Here is a 16,982-nt window from a genome sequence, read left to right on the forward strand (position 1 = left end):
TGCCCCAGGTGACGACTGTTCCGGTGCCTCCAATCTAGCGGCTCCGCCGCCCGTGAGTGGTTGACGAGCCCCTGGACTCGCTACGCACTCACGGGCGAAGCCTCGGCGGTGGTGCCCCGTGCGGCAGGGACGGCCCGACCGCCGTGAGTGAGCCTGCGGCACGCCCCTTCCCCCAGCCGAGTTTCTCGCGGTACCGGCCGATGTGGTCCTCCGGGATGTCCTGCCCGTCGACGAGCGGCGTGGACTGCGGGTCCACGTACAGCGCGTCGACCGGGCAGTACGCCTCGCACATGAAGCACGTCTGGCAGTCCGATTGCCGCGCGATCACGGGGATCCCGGTGTCGGTGCGGTCGAACACGTTGGTGGGGCATGCGTCGACGCACTTGTCGCAGCCGATGCACGCGTCGGCCAGCAGCACCTCGATCACGAGGCCACTCGCAACAGCCCACTGCGTGCCGCGCCGGTCGAGGTCCACACGTCGTCCAGCCCACCGGTGAGCACGTGGTGGTGCTGCGCGGGGTCGAGGTCCGGGTAGTCGGCACGCTTGCTCATTCCACGGGTTTCCGTCCGCGCGAGCGTCGAGTGGTACATCCACCGCCCCACCGCGGTGATCGCCGCGGCCTGACGGGCCCGGACACGTTCGTCGCCAGTGTCGCCGCCGAGCCCCAGCGACAACGCCGTCCACAACGACTCCAGCTCGTCGAGCGCACCCTGCACCCGCACACCGTCCCGCAGGTAGTTCTTCTCGTACGGGATGAGTTCCGCCTGCGCGGCCGCGACGACGGCGGATGCCTCCAGCCCCGACCGCCCTGTGGGCCGCAGTCCGGCCCGGCCGGCGGGACGCAGTTCGCCCGCCCGGACCCGACGTTCGGTTCGCGCGAACCGCGCGGCCCCCGTGCCCGCCCAGCTGCCGGACGACATCGCCCACGCCGAGTTGTGGCTGCCGCCGCCGGTGAAGCCGCCGCAGATGCGTTCACGGGTCGCGGCGTCACCCGCCGCGAACAGGCCGGGGGCGGATGTGGCGCAGGTGTCGTCGACCACGTCGATGCCGCCGGTTCCGCGCACCGTCCCCTCGGCGAGCATGCTGACCTCGAAGCGGTCGGTGAACGGGTTGATGCCGCGCCGGTCGAATTGCAGGAAGAAGTTGGGCTGGCCGAGTCGCATCTGGCGTTGCACGTCGTCGTCGGCGCGGTCGAGTTGGGCGAACACCGGCTCGGACAGCAGCGTTTTCGCGATCACCGAACGCCCCTTGGTGGAGCCGGCGCCCTCGAGGACGCGTCCGTCGGCGTGGAAGAACGTGGCGTAGCCGTAGTAGGCGGTCTTGGTGATGGTGGAGTTGGCGGGGACGATCGCGTACGCATTGGAGAACTCCATGCCGGAGAACGTGGCACCCACCTCGGCGTCCATCAGCGCGCCGTCGCCGGTGTCGACGTTGGTGCCCAGGGCGCGGGACAGGAACGCGCAGCCGCCGCTCGCGATCACGACGGCGCCCGCGGTGATCCGGTAGTCGCGGTCGTCGTGGCGCTGGTAACCCGCCGCGCCGCGCACCTGGCCGTCGGTGTCGACGAGCAGTTCGAGGGCCGGCGAGTGGTCGAGAATCCGGACGCCCGCCTTCTTCACCCATGCCCGCATCCGCCGCATGTATTCGGGCCCTTGGAGTCCGGTGCGGATCTGCCTGCCTGTGTCGGGGTCGACGGGGAACGGGTACCGGCCTTCCTCGGCGAGGAGATTCATGTTCGCGTACGTCTGGTCGAGGACGCGGTCCATCCAGTGGTGGTCGGCGAGATGGCCGCCGAGCGTTTCGCGGCTGGCCTTGGCCTTCGCCCGCGCGGACGGGTCGGGGTCGACGTACCAGACGCCGGTGCCCGAAGGCGCGGTGGCGCCGCTGGTTCCGCAGTACCCCTTGTCGACGAGGACGACGTCCGCCCCGGATTGCCGTGCGCGCAGCGCGGCCCACGTTCCGGCGGGGCCGCCGCCGATGACGAGGACGTCGGTGCTCAGGTCGAGAAGTTCGGTCATGAAGGGCGCTCCTGTCGAGGCGGAACAACTGCCCTTCAACGCTTCCCCACATCGGCCCGCGCCGCCATCGTCAGAATCAGCGTGAGCTGAACGCCCGTGCGCCTTTCTGGTTGTCCCAGCTACCAAAAAGGCGCACGGGCGCTACGCGCCTTTGCCGTAGTCGACGCTCAGCCAGTGCTCCGGCCGCATGCGGATGACGATTGCGCTGTCGTCGTACGCCTCCTCGACGAAACTGTCGACCTCCTCGGCGGGGAGGTAGCGGGTGGCGAGTTCGCGGACGACGTCGGCGGTGGGTGATTCGTCGAACTCCGCCGGACCTTCGACGCTGACGTACCGGTAGGGCGGCTTCTCGTCCTGGGCGACGAGGCTGAAGCGGCCGGCGGCGCGGATCAGCCGCTCTTTCAGCGACCCGCGTCCGGTCCAGACGTACACCTCGCCGCCGGGTTCGTAGCCGTACCAGATGGGCACGGCGAGCGGTGCCCGCCCGTCGCGGTCGACGGCGATCACCCCCACGTGTACGTCGGCGAGGAACTTCTCGCGCTGTTCACTGGTCATCGACAACTGCGACATGTCAGTCTCCGCTCTGGTGTTCGGGTTTCGACGGTGGTGCGGGGTCGAGCAGCTGGGCGAGGTGTTGCGACGATCGGGTCGGGTCGAGTTGCCGTACCTGCATGTGGCAGCTGAATCCGTCGGTCAGCACGACTGCGTCTTCGGGACTGTCGCGCAGTGCGGGGGCGAGTGCCTGTTCCGCCACCTGCATGCTGAGGTCGTAGTGGTCGGCCTCGAACCCGAAGTTTCCTGCGACGCCGCAGCATCCGGTGGCCTCGCGGACGCGTTCGACGCCGACCGCCTGCAGGGTCTTCCGCTGGCCGGCCGCGCCGAACACGGCGTATTCGTGGCAGTGGGTCTGCACGGTGACGTCGTCGGGCAGCGCCACGCTCGGGGTCCAGCCTGCCTGGGTCCACTCGAGGACAGCGCCGGCGAAGCTCTGCACGCGGGCGGCGACGCGTCGGGCGGCGTCGGTGTGGACGAGTTCGGGCAGGTCCTTGCGGAACGCGGCGGCGCAGCTCGGTTCGAGGACGACGATGGGGCGGTCGGTGCCGTCGTCGAGGAGTTCCGCCGCCTTGGCGAGGGTCTTCTTCGCCTGCTTCAGCTGTCCGGTGGAGATCCAGGTGAGCCCGCAGCACACGTCGCTGCGGCACTGCGAGCTGAGGCCCGCCTCGGCGAGCACCCGCGACGCGGCGCCGACCACCTCGGGGCGAAACCCGCGGGTGAACGTGTCGGCGAGCACCACGACGTCCGCGGTGCCGTTCCGCGACGTCTCCCCGACCTCGCGGCGGATCTGCTTGCGGGACGCGAACTCCGGCATCGACCGGTGCGGGGTGAGACCACCCAGCTTGGCCGCAACCTTCGCCAGTCGGCCCGCGGTGAGCCGATTCATCACGGGGGCGGACCGTTCGGCGATCTTCAGCCACACCGGCAGCCAGCCGAGGGAGTAGTGCGACAGGGGACGCATCCGGCCGCGGTAGTGGTGGTCGAGGAATTCGGACTTGTACGTGGCCATGTCGACGCCCACCGGGCAGTCGGTGGAGCAGGCCTTGCAGGACAGGCAGAGGTCGAGGGATTCCTTGACGTCCTCGGAGCGCCATCCGTCGGCGACGGTCGGCGAGTTGCGGACCATCTCCTGCAGGGCGCGGGCCCGGCCGCGGGTGGAGTCCTTCTCGTCGCCGGTCGCGCGGAAGCTGGGGCACATCACCCCGCCGGTCGAGGCGCGGCAACGGCCCACCCCGATGCACCCCTGGACGGCGTGGACGAACGGTGCGACGGGGACGTCGCTGGTGGGGGTGAGGTCGAAAGTCGTCTGCCACGCCCGCGGGTTCACGCCGTCGAGGGCCAGGCTGCCCAGCAGCGGTTCGGGGTCGACGATGCTGCCGGGGTTCAGCACGGCCGCCGGATCCCAGAGCCGCTTGAACGTCGCGAACGCCGCCATCATGGTGGGCGTGTACATGATCGGCAGCAGGGCCGACCGCGCGCGACCGTCGCCGTGCTCCCCCGACATCGATCCCCCGAACCGCACGCACAGTTCCGCGGCGCGGTGGATAAACCGCGACATCACGTCCCGGCCCTCCTCGGTGCGCTGGTCGAAGTTGATGCGGATGTGCATGCAACCGGCGCCGAAGTGCCCGTACATCACGCCGGTGAGACCGAATTCGGCGAGCAGGGCCTTGATGTCGACGAGGTAGTCGGCCAGCTGGTCGGGTGCGACGGCGGAATCCTCCCAGCCCGTCCAGGATTCGCCGCCCTCGACGAGTCGGGCCGACAGTCCGGCGCCGTCTTCGCGTACCCGCCACAGCGACGCGCGTTCCGCCGGGTCTCCGACCACCCGTGAGTCGACGATCCGTCCGGCCGCCCGCAGCTTCGAGACCAGTTCGGCCCCGCGCAGTTTCACCTCGCCGAGGTCCTCGCCGTCGAGGTCGACGTACAGCCAGGCCTCGCCGTCGGGCAGCCCGACCACGGAGTCGGCGCCGCGCAGGTGCCGCATGGTGTCGACGATCGCCGAGTCGATGCCCTCGATCGCCGCGGGCGAGTACGCGAGGATCAGCGCGTTGTCGCGGGCGGCGTCCACCAGGTCGCGGTATCCGAGGCACAGCAGCATCGCCGCGGGCGGCACCGGCACCAGCGCGACGGTCGCGGCCACGATCACCGCGCACGTCCCCTCACTTCCCACCAGGGCGCGGGCCACGTCGAAGCCGTTCTCGGGCAACAGGTTCGCCAGGTGAAATCCCGACACCTGCCGTGGGATGCGGCCCAGCTCGAGCCGGAAGTCGCCGAGATACTCCTGCGTCAGCGCGTCGAGTCCGGCGGCGATCCGCCCGGCCTCGCTCACCGCGGACGCGTCGCCGGGATCGGTGGCCCGCAGCCCGTCGCGGGTGGCGGTCAGCCGGTGCCCGTTCGCCGTCACGAGGTCGAGCGCGACGACGTGATCGGACGTGCGGCCGTACCGCACGGAGTGGTTGCCGCAGGCGTCGTTGCCGATCGCGCCGCCAACGGTCGCGCGGGACTTGCTGGACGGGTCGGGAGCGAAGGTGAACGCGCCGTCCGTCGCCAGTTGCACGTCTTTCTGCAGGTCCGTGAGGACGATGCCGGGTTCGACGACGGCAGTTCGGGCGGACGCGTCGACGGCCCGCACCTGATTCATGTGCCGGGAGAAGTCGAGCACCACTCCCCTGCCGATCGCGTTGCCCGCGAGTGACGTGCCCCCGCCACGGCTGGTGATGGGGAGGCCGCGGTCGGTGCAGGCCCGGACGATCGCCACCACGTCGCCGGCGCTGCGCGGAAACGCCACCGCCAGCGGCGGCACCCGGTAATTGGAGGCGTCGAAGGAGTATTCGGCGCGCCGCCGCGATCCGATGTCGAGGTCGATGCCCAACTCGGCGAGCTCGGCATGCAGGTCGGCCGCGGGACGTGTCAGCTCAGCCACGCGTCGATCTGTCCCGTCTCTTCGGAGTCAGCTACCGGAATTCTCGTCAGCGGGGCCATGGCTACATGGTCGAGCCGCTCCCGAAGATTGTCAACAATCCACTCGGTGAGCCGGGTACGGTTCGGAGGGGTGAGCGTCGTGCGAACGCCGTCACCCGCCCAGCGACTGTTGGCTGTGCGGGCCGGAGCCACGGCCTGGGTGCTCATCGCCCTGTATTTCCTCGCGGAGGTCGTGACCGCACGCGCCTGGCCGCGGCCCTACGAGGTGCGGACCAACTCGGTCAGCAACCTGGGTGTCACGGGCTGCGACGGCTCCGCGGCCCAGGCTGCGGCCGCCCGGCTCTGCTCACCGCTGCACACGGTGATCAACAGCGCTTTCGTGCTGACGGGGGTGCTCATTCTCGCGGGAGCGGTGGGCCTGCGCGAGTTCCTGCCACCGGGACGCCTGCGCCGGGCCGCGTTGACGCTGCTCTGCCTGGCGGCTGTCAGCGCGGCCCTGACGGGCGTCGTTCCGATCAACGTGGACGCCCACCTGCACCAACTGGTCGCGACCCCGACGTTCGTCGCCCGCAACGCCGCCATGATCGTCATCGCAATCGCGCTCTACGAGCGTTGGCGCATCTTCGCGCTCTGGACCGGTCTCTGCTGCCTCGTCGGGGTCGTCGGAATGGTGGCGATCCTCCTCCCCGGCGAACCGTTCGGCATCACCGAACGCCTGGCCCTCTACCCGTTCACGGTGTGGGTCGTGACAGCCGGTGTCGCGGCGCTCCGCACCCGTGCGCCGTTCCGGTCGCCCTGACTACCAAAAAGGCGCACGGGGCGCCGAAGGCGCACCATGGAGTGATGTCCACAGCTCTCACGCATGCCGCCGCCACCCAGCAGTTCGCGGAGAACGGCCGCATCTCCATCGAACCCAATCACAAGCGCATCCGGGTGTTGTTCGGCGGTCAGGTGGTCGCCGACACCACCCATTCGGTGTACCTGTTCGAGAAGGGTCACCTGCCCGTCTATTACATTCCCCGCGACGACGTGAACTTCGACCTCCTCGAGCCCGTCGACGCGACCACGACGTGCCCGTGGAAGGGCAAGGCCCGGTACTGGGATCTCGTCGTCGGCGATCGTCGCGCCGAGCAATCCGTGTGGGGCTACGACGTGAAACTGGACGATTCCCTCGACCTCGGCCCGTACGTCGCGTTTTACTGGCACAGGATGGACGCCTGGTACGAGGAGGATCAGCAGGTGTTCGTCCATGCCCGCGACCCGTATGTCCGCGTCGACGTGCTGCCGTCGTCCCGGCACGTCGAGGTGTTCATCGGCGACACACTCGTCGCCGACACCGTCCGCCCGCGACTGCTGTTCGAGACGTCACTGCCGGTGCGCTACTACGTGCCCCGCATCGACGTGCGGTCCGAGTTCTTCATTGCCTCCGACACCAGGACGTCCTGCCCGTACAAGGGGACGGCGTCGTATCTGTCGTTCACCGGGGCGGACGGGTCCGCGTCCGTCGAGGACGCCGCCTGGTTCTACCCGTTCACCACCGCGGAGGCGTCGGGCATCGACGACCACGTGTCGTTCTACCCCGACCGCGTGCGGATCGTCGTGGACGGCACCGAGGTGGAGAACTGACGTCAGTCCCGAGGGGGCAGCGGGGGTAGTTCCAGATTGTCCCGGAACGTGCCGCCCACGTAGTCGTTGCCGACGATTCCGCGACGCCGCAGTTCGGGCAGCAGTCCGTTGACGACGAAGTCCCGGGTCCGTTCCTCGGCGAGCCCGCCGAGGGAGATGACGTCGAGGACACCCGCGTCGTAGCGTTCCTGGACGGCGTCGGCGAGTTGCTCGGGTGTTCCCGCGACCGCCCAGTGGCCGGTGTCCTTGGACGCGATGATCAGCTCGCGCAGGGTCCGCCCGGACGCGGCGAGCCGGCTGAAGATTTCGACCCGGCCGCGGCGGCGGTTCACCGACCGGACGTCGGGCAGGACGTCCGCCGGGATCGGCTTGTCGAGCGGCAGCCCGGACAGGTCGAGGTCGCCACCGAGCATGTCCTCCAGCCGGATCCGGCCGGCGTCGAGGTCCGTCGCCTCCTCCTGCTCCCGGACCAGTCGTCGCACTTCCTCCTCGGACGCGCCGTAGGTGGCGTGGAAGGAGCTCATGATCAGCGGCAGTCCGTCGGCGCGACCCAGTTCGGTGGCCCGCGCCCGGATGCTCTTGGTGTAGGTGACGGCGTCCTCGAGGGTGGGCAGCGACGTGAACACGACCTCCGCGAACCGGGCGCCGAGTTCCACGCCGGCCGCGGATTGGCCGGCCTGGAATTGCACGGGACGGCGCTGCGGCAGCGGCGGGATGTTCAACGGTCCCTTCACCGTGAAGTACCTGCCGGCGTGGTCGATCGGCCGCACCCGATCGGCGTCGAGTGTGGTCCCCCCGGCACCGTCGGACGTGAGCGCCCCGGGTTGCCAGCTGTCGAACAGCGCGTTGATGACCTCGAGGGATTCCGTGGCGCGGGCATAGCGTTCCTCGGGGCTCGGCAGGTCCCGGTCGCTGTAGTTCTCCTCGCCCAGTGACGACGTGACGGCGTTCCAGGCGGCGCGCCCGTTGCTGACGTGGTCGAGGGTGCCGAACAGCCGCGCGAGATTGTAGGGGTGGTGGAACGTGGTGGTCACCGTCGCGATCAGCCCGACATGCGAGGTCACGGCACTGAGCGCCGACAGGAAGATCAGCGGTTCCTGCGCGCCGATCGCGCCCTGCGCCCCGAAACTGAGGAGGTCGGCGGCGAACAGCGCGTCGAACTTGTTCGCCTCGGCGATCTTCGCGATCTCGATCGACGACGCGACGGTTGACTGCTGCGGATCGATGGCGGCGGCATAGGTGCTCACGGCGCCGCTGACTCCCGTGACCGTTTTCAGCGGCCGGCGACGTGGGGTGCTCATCGTCGAAGCCTAGGAACCACGGCCGGGTCGGCCCAGCGTTTCGATCAGGCGGATTCTGACCGCCCACGGGACGTTCCGGTTACCGTCGGGGTGTGCTGTTCTCGCAGATCGTCGCGACGTCCCGGAACGTGGGGGCCACGCGGTCGCGCAAGGTGAAGGTCGGGGCGCTGCGCGAGGTCCTCACCCAGCTGGAGCCGGCCGAGGTGGAACCGGTGGTGGCGTGGCTGTCCGGGGAGCTTCGGCAGGGACGGATCGGGATCGGCTGGCGGACGATCGCCGACATTCCCGCCACCCCGTCCGACGTCCCGTCCGTGACGGTGTCGGAACTCGACGGGACTGTCACCGCCGTCGCCGGGATCTCCGGTTCCGGATCCGCCGCCCGCCGACGCGAACTGCTCGCGGACCTCTTCGCCCGCACCACCGCCGACGAGCGGGACTTCCTGCTGCGACTGCTCACCGGGGACCTTCGCCAGGGCGCGCTCGAGGGGGTGATGACCGACGCGATCGCGGCGGCCGCCGATCTTCCCGTCGAACCGGTGCGCCGCGCGTTCATGCTGTCGGGAAGGCTGCCGGCGACGGCGGTCGCGGCGTTCGACGGCGGGGTCGACGCCCTCACCGCGTTCCGGCTGGAGGTGGGTCGACCGGTCCGGCCCATGCTCGCCTCCCCCGCCGAATCACTCACCGACGCGTGGACCGAACTCGGCGGCGACGTCAGCGTCGAATACAAACTCGACGGGGCGCGGATCCAGGTGCACCGCAACGGCGACGAGGTGCGCATCTTCACCCGCACGCTGCGTGAGATCACCGGCAGCGTGCCGGAACTCGTCGACCTCGTCGCCGGCCTGCCCTGCACGTCGGCGGTGTTCGACGGGGAGACGCTGGCGCTCACCGACAGCGGCCGGCCCCGACCGTTCCAGGAGACGATGAGCCGCTTCGGCGCCGAGTCCGCCCGCGACCTGCTGCTGCACCCCTACTTCTTCGACTGCCTGCACCTCGACGGCGTCGACCTTCTCGACGCGCCGCTGGAGGAGCGGCTGGAGGCGCTGGAACGCGTTGCCCCGCAACACCGCATCCCCGGGCTGATCCGCCCCGACAGCGACGGCGCCGCCACCCATTTCGACGACGCCCTTGCCGCCGGCCACGAAGGGGTGATGGTCAAATCGCTCACCGCGCCGTATGCGGCGGGACGACGCGGCCGCGCCTGGCAGAAGGTGAAACCGGAGCACACACTCGATTTGGTGGTGCTCGGCGCCGAATGGGGTTACGGGCGGCGCACCGGCTACCTGTCCAACCTGCACCTCGGTGCGCGCGACCCGGACGGCGGCGAACCGATCATGGTGGGCAAGACGTTCAAGGGCCTCACCGACGCGTTACTGCAATGGCAGACGGACGAATTCCCGCGCCACGAACGCAACCGCGACGATCACACCGTGTATCTGCACCCCGACCTCGTCGTGGAGATCGAACTCGACGGCGTCCAGGTCAGTACGCGCTACCCCGGCGGCCTCGCTCTGCGGTTCGCGCGGGTCCTGCGCTACCGCCCCGACAAGACCGCCGCCGACGCCGACACCATCGACGCCGTCCGGGCCCTGCTGCCGGGCTGACGCCGCCCGCTCGTCCTGCGCGGCAAGCGTGTGCGCGGTAACCTCCCCGGCACAGATAAGGACGCCGTGCTGTGAGGGGGTCGACTGGTGAACTTCGTTTCCCATTTCGTTCCGTCCCCCGTCGAGCGCACCGTTCGGAGGGCGGCCTCGGCCGCCGAGGGACCGGTCCGGATCGCCGTGTGCGCCGTGACCGTGCCGATCGAGGTCGCGAAGACGTCGTTCCACATCCTCCGGCTCACCGAGGAACTGCTCGAGGAGGTCGTATTCCTGCTGCGGACGATGCGGCCGGTGGTCGAGGCGGTGAGCACCACCCAGCAGTCCGACAATTTCGACACGGTGTTCCGGACGCTCGAACAGATCCAGCAGTCGGCGGACGCGATCGCCCGCACCCCGATCGGTGTCGTCCGGAGCGTGTTCTCGCCGGCCCGTCCGTCACCCGAGCAGGTCGACTATCACCCCACGATCATCGACGCCGAGCCGCCGAAGCCGTCCGGTGTGGCGGTCCGGATCGCGTCCGTCACCGTGACGGCGCCGAGCATCACGTTCGGCAGGCCGAATCGCTGATCCAGGTTATCGCCCGGGAAAGAAGTCCGCGCTCTGCACGTAGTCCATCGCGGCGGTGAACGTCGGGTCGCTCATGCGCCTCGTCATCTCCGCCTCGTCGACGTCCTCGATGTGGGTCTGGACCCACCAGAGGTTGCCGAACGGGTCGCGGACGCGTCCCACGACGTCGCCCCAGAACAGGTGCGTCGCCTTCGTCACCAGCGTGCCGCCGGCGGCGACGGCCTGCGCGAGCACCGCCTCCGCGTCGTCGACGTACAGGCGGAGGAACCCGGGCGTCGGCGGCCAGTCGGGTCGCGCGTCGAACATCATCACGATGGCGTTCCCGATCCTCACCTCGGCGTGCCCGATGGTGCCGTCCTCGCCCACCATCCGTCCGAGTTCCTCGCCGTCGAACGCCGCCTTCACGTAGTCGATGAGCGCGGCGGTGTCGCGGGAGATGATCCACGGTGTGACGGTGGTGTAGCCCTCGGGAATCGGATCGACGGTCATGCGGTCCTCCTGCGTCGGCGAATCGGTTTCACTCACCGTAGAACCGATAGCGGTCAGCTTTGGTCCGCATTTGATCGCCCGGATACGCTCGTATCGTGTCCGAACACATCCTCGTCACCGGCGGATACCGCGGCATCGGCGCAGCGGTGGTGCGCCTCGCCGTCCATCGCGGTTATCAGGTGACGTTCACGTTCCAGAACGACGACGAGGCCGCCGAGCAACTCGTCCACCACTGCGGTGTCCGCGCCACCGCCGTGCGGGCAGACGTCCGCGACGCGGATGAGGCCGTCGCCGTCGTCGATGCGGCCGACCAACGCGGTCAGCTGGTCGCCTTGGTCAACAACGCGGGGACCACCGGCGCGCTCGGCACGTTCCTCACCACCCCGGACGAGGTGGTGCGGGAGGTGTTCGACGTCAACGTCTTCGGGGCGATGGCCTACGCCCGCGCGGCCGCCGAGCACTGGATCCGAACAGGGCGCCCCGGCGTCATCGTCAATCTCAGTTCGATCGCGGCCCGCACCGGCGCACCGGGCGAATACGTCGGGTACGCGGCCTCCAAGGCGGCCGTCGACAGTTTCACGGTGGGACTCGGGCGGGAACTGGCGAGCGCGAACATCCGCGTCGTCGGCGTCGCTCCCGGTACGACGGACACCGACATCCACGCCGCTGCCGGCGATCCGGAACGACCCGGGCGAGTGGCCGGGAAGGTGCCACTCGGCCGGGTCGCGGAGCCCGAGGAGATCGCCGAAGCGGTGCTGTGGGCGCTGTCGCATCAGGCGTCCTACGTCACCGCCACGACCATCGACGTCGCCGGGGGTCTGTGACGCCTAGCGCCCTCGCGAGCCGACCCTCGGGACGAGCATCGGCACCCGCGAGCGGTAGGTGCGGTAGTCGTCGCCGAACGTGTCGACCAGGTCGTGCTCCTCGAAACGCACCGCCACCAGGATGAAGCCGGTGGTCCCGACGGCGAACAACAACCGGCCCCAGGTCATCGTCGGCGCCACCCAGAACGCGATGATGAAGCCGGCATACAGCGGGTGCCGGATCACCCGGTACATTACAGGTGTCCGAAAGTGACTGGGCAGAGCCGACTTTCCGCTCTGATTCCGCAGCACCTGGCGGAGCCCGAACAGGTCGAAGTGGTCGATGGCGAACGTCGCCGCCAGCACGAGGGCCCACCCGCCGAGCGACACGACGTAGATCACGACGCGGACCCAGTCGGTCTCCACGTCCCAGATCTGGTCGGGTAGCGGACGCCATTGCCACATCAGCAGCGCCAGCGCGGCCGTGGCGAACAGGACGTATGTCGAGCGCTCCATCGGTTGCGGGACGATCCTGGTCCAGCGTTTCTTGAACCGGGGCCTGGCCATCACCGAATGCTGCATGGCGAAAACCGTCAGCAGCACTACGTCGATGACCACGGCGACAGCGACGGGGGCGTCGGGGCCGTCGTTGATCGTGTGGGGCACCACGAGCCCCTCGACCCATCCGATCGCGTACAGGAACACGATCAGGAACGTCGCGTAGACGACCATTCCGTACACGGTGATCAGTGTTCGGGCGACACCACCTGTGCGGTGCGCCTGGGGTGATTCGACCATCTCGGCCATGCTGTTCTCTCCGATCGCTGGATTCCCCCGACGCTCCGAAGTCTCCGATCAGGCGAGGTGCGGAACAAGGAACCCTGGGGTGGGAGTCACCGCACCCCGGCGACCGTGTCGGATCGGTTGACTACTCTGTGGCCATGCTTCCCGGGGACTTGCGCGACATCGACGTGGCGTCGATCAAGGCGGTCCTCGGCACCACCACCTACACCCGCGGCGAGCAGTACGCCCGCGACAACGCGGTAATCCAAATGTCGTGGGATCCGGCGGCGAAGGAGCTGTGGGGCGAGGTGGCGGGCACGGCGAGGGAGCCGTACTCCGCGTCGGCGTTCATCGTCTCCAGCAGCGGCCGCACCGTGTACCGGTACGGGATCTGCACGTGTCCGGTCGGCATGAACTGCAAGCACGTCGCCGCCCTGCTGATCACCGCGATGAAACAGGCGAGGTCCCAGGCCCAGGCGGCGGTCGCGCCCACCTGGGAACGCTCGCTCGGCTCCCTGCTCACCGCCGATCCCTTCGGCGACTCCGGCGGGCGTTCGCCGCTCGCCATCCAGTTCCGGGTCCAGGCGTCGGCCGCCGACGCGGCACCCCAGTTGCTGGTGCGGCCCGTCCAACCGGGCAGCAAGGGCTGGATCGTCGGCGGGCTGGCGTGGAACAAGCTGGGCAGCCAGTTCCAGCATCCCGCCGAGCAGATCCGGGTGCTGCACGAGATTCATCTGCTGTCCGTCGGGGGTCTGACGTACCGCCGCCAGAACCACACCGATCTCGATCTCAGCGTCTTCCCCAGCCGCCAGCTGTGGTCGCTGCTCGACGAGGCGACCCGGGTCGGTGTGGAGCTCATCCACTCCTCCAAGCGGCTGGGCGCGCTCACCCCCTACCGCTCGGCGGAGGTCTGCCTCGACGCCACCCGCGACGATTCCACCGGCGCTCTCGTCGTGCGCCCGGTGGTCCGCGTCGACGGCGAACCCGTCGACGCAGTGACCGTCGGCTTCATCGGAGTCCGGGCCCACGGCCTGTTCTACGTCGACGCAGACGACCGCATACACCTCGCGCGCCTCGACTCCGTCGTGCCCGGCCCCTTGCAGGATCTGGTGCGCCGCCGCACGCCCATCGAGGTTCCCGCCGCCGAAGAGTCCCGTTTCCTGACGGACTTCCTGCCGAAGCTGCGCAACCTGGCCACCGTGATCTCCTCCGACGGCTCGTTCGTCCCACCCGCGATCTCCGAGCCCACCCTGGTGATGCGGGCGGAGTATCTCCCCGACCACGAGGTCGCCGTCGACTGGGAATGGCTGTACACCGTCGGGGACGACGAGCACCGTGCGCCGCTGTCGGCCCGGACCCCCGGCGACGAGTACCGGGACGACGCCCGCGAGCGCGCACTTCTCGACGAGCTCGACATCGCCTGGGACAGATACGGGTTGGGGTCGGGCGGTCCGGAAGCGACGGCGCTGCGCGGACTCGACACGATGCGGTTCACCACCGAGGTCCTGCCCCTGCTCCACGGCAAGTCCGACGTGTCGATCGACGTTTCGGGCGAACCCGCCGACTACCGGGAGGCCGGCGACTCCCTGGCCATCGGGGTGTCCGTCACCGCATCCGAGGGCGGCACCGACTGGTTCGACCTCGGCGTCACCCTCACAGTGGAGGGCCGGGACGTGCCGTTCGACCAGGTCTTCTCGGCGCTGGCCGCGGGGAAGAGCGAGTTGCTGCTGCCCGACGGCGCCTACTTCTCCCTCGACAAACCCGAACTCCACACGCTGCGGAAGCTGATCGACGAGGCGCGGGCCCTCCGCGACCGCGCGGACGGGACGTTGCGGCTGAGCCGTTTCCAGGCGAGCCTGTGGGACGAGTTCGCCGCGCTCGGCACCGTCGAACGTCAGGCGACGCAGTGGCGGCAGCAGGTGGACGGTCTGCTCGCGCCCACCACCATCGGGCCCGCGGAAGCCCCGAGCACGCTGGACGCCCAGCTGCGTCCGTATCAGCTGGAGGGTTTCCGCTGGCTGACCTTCCTGTGGGAGCACGGGCTGGGCGGCATCCTCGCCGACGACATGGGGCTCGGCAAGACGCTGCAGGCGCTGGCGTTGATCTGCCATGCGCGGCAGTCGAATCCGACCGCGCCGCCGTTCCTCATCATCGCGCCGACCAGTGTCGTGTCGAACTGGGAGTCCGAATCGGCGCGCTTCGCCCCGGACGCGACCGTCGTCGCGATCTCCGACACCCGATCCCGGCGGCGCGTTCCCTTCGACGAGCTGGTCGAGGGCGCCGACATCGTCGTCACGTCGTACACCCTGTTCCGCTTGGAGTTCGAGGCGTATGCCGAGTCCGCGTGGTCGGGGATGATCCTCGACGAGGCCCAGTTCACCAAGAACCATCAGTCCAAGATCTACCAGTGCGTCCGACGGCTCGAGACTCCGTTCAAGCTGGCGATCACCGGCACGCCGATGGAGAACAACCTGATGGAGCTGTGGTCGCTGCTGTCGATCACCGCCCCGGGACTGTTCCCGAATCCGGCCCGGTTCACCGACTACTACCGCAAGCCGATCGAGAAGCAGGGCGACACGGAACTTCTGGCGCAGCTGCGCCGCCGCGTGAAGCCGCTGATGCTGCGCCGCACCAAAGAGCAAGTGGTGAAGGACCTTCCGGCCAAGCAGGAGCAGGTACTCGACGTCGAACTGCACCCGCGGCACCGCAAGGTCTACGACACCCACCTGCAGCGTGAGCGGCAGAAGATCCTCGGCCTGCTCGCCGACGTCGACAAGAACCGCTTCACGATCCTGCAGTCGCTCACCCTGCTGCGGCAGCTGAGCCTCGACGCCGGTCTGGTGGACGCCGAATACCACGACGTCCCGTCCGCGAAGGTGGACGCCCTGCTCGAGCAGCTCGCCGACGTCGTCGCGGGCGGTCACCGGGCACTCGTGTTCAGCCAGTTCACCGGGTTCCTCGGCAAGATCCGCGACCGGCTCGCGGACGCCGGGATCGCGCACAGCTACCTCGATGGCAGCACCCGTCGTCGCGGCGACGTGCTCCGCGAGTTCAAGGAGGGCGCCGCCCCGGTGTTCCTGATCAGCCTCAAGGCCGGCGGCTTCGGGCTGAACCTCACGGAGGCCGATTACTGCTTCATCCTCGACCCGTGGTGGAACCCGGCAACGGAGGCTCAGGCCGTCGACCGGGCGCATCGCATCGGGCAGACGCGGAACGTGATGGTGTATCGGCTGATCGCGAAGGACACGATCGAAGACAAGGTGATGACGCTGAAGGCGAAGAAGTCGGCGCTGTTCGCGAGCGTGATGGACGCCGACTCCCTGCTCAGCTCCAGCCTCGACGCCGACGACCTCCGCGGGTTGTTCGAATAGTCCCCTGAGAATGCCAGTGTGTCGGCGTCTGGGTAATGTCCGATCCATGCCTCGTTACACGATTGCCCTGCGGAACAACGCCACGCCTGATGCGCCGGCGTCCGTGAGCCGCCATGTGCCGTTCTACTGCGCGCACGAGGCGGCGGGCGCGGCGTGGAATCGGGCGCTCGTCAAGGCGTGCGGCGACCTGCTCGACCCGGTCACGCAGACCGCCGTGGTGAACGTCGTCAGCAACTTCGGACGCGAACTGTTCACCGGCGACGCGGACGTCGTCGTCGCCCTGGACCGGATCGGCACCACCTCGCTGACCTTGCTGATCACCCTCCACCAGGACGGCGTGCCGGCCGCGGAGCTGACCGTCGTACTCGTGCACCTCGATTCGAGCCGGGTGAACTCGGCGCCGTGGTCGCCGGCGCAGATCGCGGCGCTCGAGGCGTTGCGGAGTGCTCCGGTCGTCGCCTGACCTCGATCGATCGAAGTTTCAACGAAGCCTGATCTGGGCATGTGATGCGTATGAGTATCGAAGACGGGCCCGGTGACACGCTGAGCCCCAGCGAGAGCCTGGACTCCGACGACGTGCGCAACAACGACGGCGACGACGTCGTCGATCCGCCCGACGGGTGGAGTGAGGCCGACAAGTTCGGCACCACGGCGCGCGAGGAGCGGGAGGGTGAGTCCCTCGACGAGAAATTGTCCGAGGAAGAGCCCGACGTGATGCTCGAGGAGCAGAGCGAGGTGTCGTTGGCGGATCTCCCCGACGACCAGCTGAGCGAGGACGTCGACCGTGTCATCGACGAGGAGGACATCGACATTCCGGTGTTCGGAAACAAGCACGCCGACGTGGTCGAGGGCGTCATCGTGCAGGACTCGCGCACCGACCGGGGGCAGATCGACGGGTCGGCGGAGGACGGCGATTCGTTCTTCACGGTCCTGGACTGACGG

Annotated in this window: 15 protein-coding genes; 8 read left to right on the plus strand and 7 right to left on the minus strand. The window is 69.1% G+C overall.

Annotated elements, in window-relative coordinates; all coding sequences use genetic code 11:
- Positions 1 to 88 precede the first annotated feature (88 nt).
- From ACLIVD_RS27145 to ACLIVD_RS27160, 4 genes are all read right to left on the minus strand, one after another.
- Complete coding sequence (locus ACLIVD_RS27145) at positions 89 to 427, minus strand: ferredoxin family protein (protein WP_280781978.1); 339 nt, start codon at positions 425 to 427, stop codon at positions 89 to 91.
- On the minus strand, positions 424 to 2,019 hold the full coding sequence (locus ACLIVD_RS27150; protein WP_491930926.1) for an FAD-dependent oxidoreductase: 1,596 nt from the start codon (positions 2,017 to 2,019) through the stop codon (positions 424 to 426). The genes ACLIVD_RS27145 and ACLIVD_RS27150 overlap by 4 nt, the downstream gene beginning before the upstream one ends.
- A gap of 141 nt (positions 2,020 to 2,160) precedes the next feature.
- Positions 2,161 to 2,589 carry a pyridoxamine 5'-phosphate oxidase family protein gene (locus ACLIVD_RS27155; protein ID WP_105413566.1) on the minus strand — a complete coding sequence of 143 codons (429 nt, stop codon included), beginning with the start codon at positions 2,587 to 2,589 and terminating at the stop codon, positions 2,161 to 2,163.
- Position 2,590: 1 nt separating this feature from the next.
- A complete protein-coding gene (locus ACLIVD_RS27160) occupies positions 2,591 to 5,500 on the minus strand; it encodes an FAD-binding and (Fe-S)-binding domain-containing protein (RefSeq protein WP_491930927.1) in 2,910 nt (969 codons plus the stop codon).
- A 57-nt stretch (positions 5,501 to 5,557) separates the two neighbouring features.
- Here ACLIVD_RS27160 and ACLIVD_RS27165 point away from each other — a divergent pair, with 57 nt between their 5' ends.
- Together ACLIVD_RS27165 and ACLIVD_RS27170 are read left to right on the plus strand one after the other, a co-directional pair.
- A complete protein-coding gene (locus ACLIVD_RS27165) occupies positions 5,558 to 6,298 on the plus strand; it encodes a DUF998 domain-containing protein (RefSeq protein WP_491930928.1) in 741 nt (246 codons plus the stop codon).
- Positions 6,299 to 6,342: 44 nt separating this feature from the next.
- A complete protein-coding gene (locus ACLIVD_RS27170; RefSeq protein ID WP_491930929.1) occupies positions 6,343 to 7,125 on the plus strand; it encodes a DUF427 domain-containing protein in 783 nt (260 codons plus the stop codon).
- A gap of 2 nt (positions 7,126 to 7,127) precedes the next feature.
- On the opposite strand, the gene ACLIVD_RS27175 is transcribed toward ACLIVD_RS27170, so the two are convergent.
- A complete protein-coding gene (locus ACLIVD_RS27175; protein WP_491930930.1) occupies positions 7,128 to 8,426 on the minus strand; it encodes an NtaA/DmoA family FMN-dependent monooxygenase in 1,299 nt (432 codons plus the stop codon).
- Between the two features lie 92 nt (positions 8,427 to 8,518).
- On the opposite strand from ACLIVD_RS27175, the gene ACLIVD_RS27180 reads away from it, so the two are divergent.
- Positions 8,519 to 10,030 carry an ATP-dependent DNA ligase gene (locus tag ACLIVD_RS27180; protein WP_491930931.1) on the plus strand — a complete coding sequence of 504 codons (1,512 nt, stop codon included), beginning with the start codon at positions 8,519 to 8,521 and terminating at the stop codon, positions 10,028 to 10,030.
- Positions 10,031 to 10,117: 87 nt separating this feature from the next.
- A complete protein-coding gene (locus ACLIVD_RS27185) occupies positions 10,118 to 10,594 on the plus strand; it encodes a hypothetical protein (RefSeq protein WP_491930932.1) in 477 nt (158 codons plus the stop codon).
- Between the two features lie 6 nt (positions 10,595 to 10,600).
- Here ACLIVD_RS27185 and ACLIVD_RS27190 read toward each other — a convergent pair whose 3' ends face one another.
- A complete protein-coding gene (locus tag ACLIVD_RS27190) occupies positions 10,601 to 11,083 on the minus strand; it encodes a VOC family protein (RefSeq protein ID WP_283331271.1) in 483 nt (160 codons plus the stop codon).
- Between the two features lie 95 nt (positions 11,084 to 11,178).
- Here ACLIVD_RS27190 and ACLIVD_RS27195 point away from each other — a divergent pair, with 95 nt between their 5' ends.
- Positions 11,179 to 11,907: an SDR family NAD(P)-dependent oxidoreductase gene (locus ACLIVD_RS27195; protein WP_491930933.1), complete on the plus strand. Its 729-nt coding sequence runs from the start codon at positions 11,179 to 11,181 to the stop codon at positions 11,905 to 11,907.
- 3 nt (positions 11,908 to 11,910) lie between these two features.
- On the opposite strand, the gene mddA is transcribed toward ACLIVD_RS27195, so the two are convergent.
- Positions 11,911 to 12,693, minus strand: coding sequence for a methanethiol S-methyltransferase (mddA, locus tag ACLIVD_RS27200; protein WP_491930934.1), 783 nt, complete (start codon positions 12,691 to 12,693; stop codon positions 11,911 to 11,913).
- Positions 12,694 to 12,827: 134 nt separating this feature from the next.
- Between mddA and ACLIVD_RS27205 the strand changes: the two genes are divergently transcribed.
- From ACLIVD_RS27205 to ACLIVD_RS27215, 3 genes are read left to right on the plus strand one after another with little or no spacing between them, the layout of a single operon-like run.
- Complete coding sequence (locus ACLIVD_RS27205; RefSeq protein ID WP_491932927.1) at positions 12,828 to 16,040, plus strand: DEAD/DEAH box helicase; 3,213 nt, start codon at positions 12,828 to 12,830, stop codon at positions 16,038 to 16,040.
- Positions 16,041 to 16,086: 46 nt separating this feature from the next.
- A complete protein-coding gene (locus ACLIVD_RS27210) occupies positions 16,087 to 16,503 on the plus strand; it encodes a hypothetical protein (RefSeq protein WP_491930935.1) in 417 nt (138 codons plus the stop codon).
- 44 nt (positions 16,504 to 16,547) lie between these two features.
- Entirely contained in the window at positions 16,548 to 16,979 is a 432-nt protein-coding gene (locus ACLIVD_RS27215; protein ID WP_009474337.1) for a hypothetical protein, read from the plus strand.
- Positions 16,980 to 16,982: the final 3 nt, after the last annotated feature.

The sequence above is a fragment of the Rhodococcus sp. G6(2025) genome, from assembly GCF_058628105.1.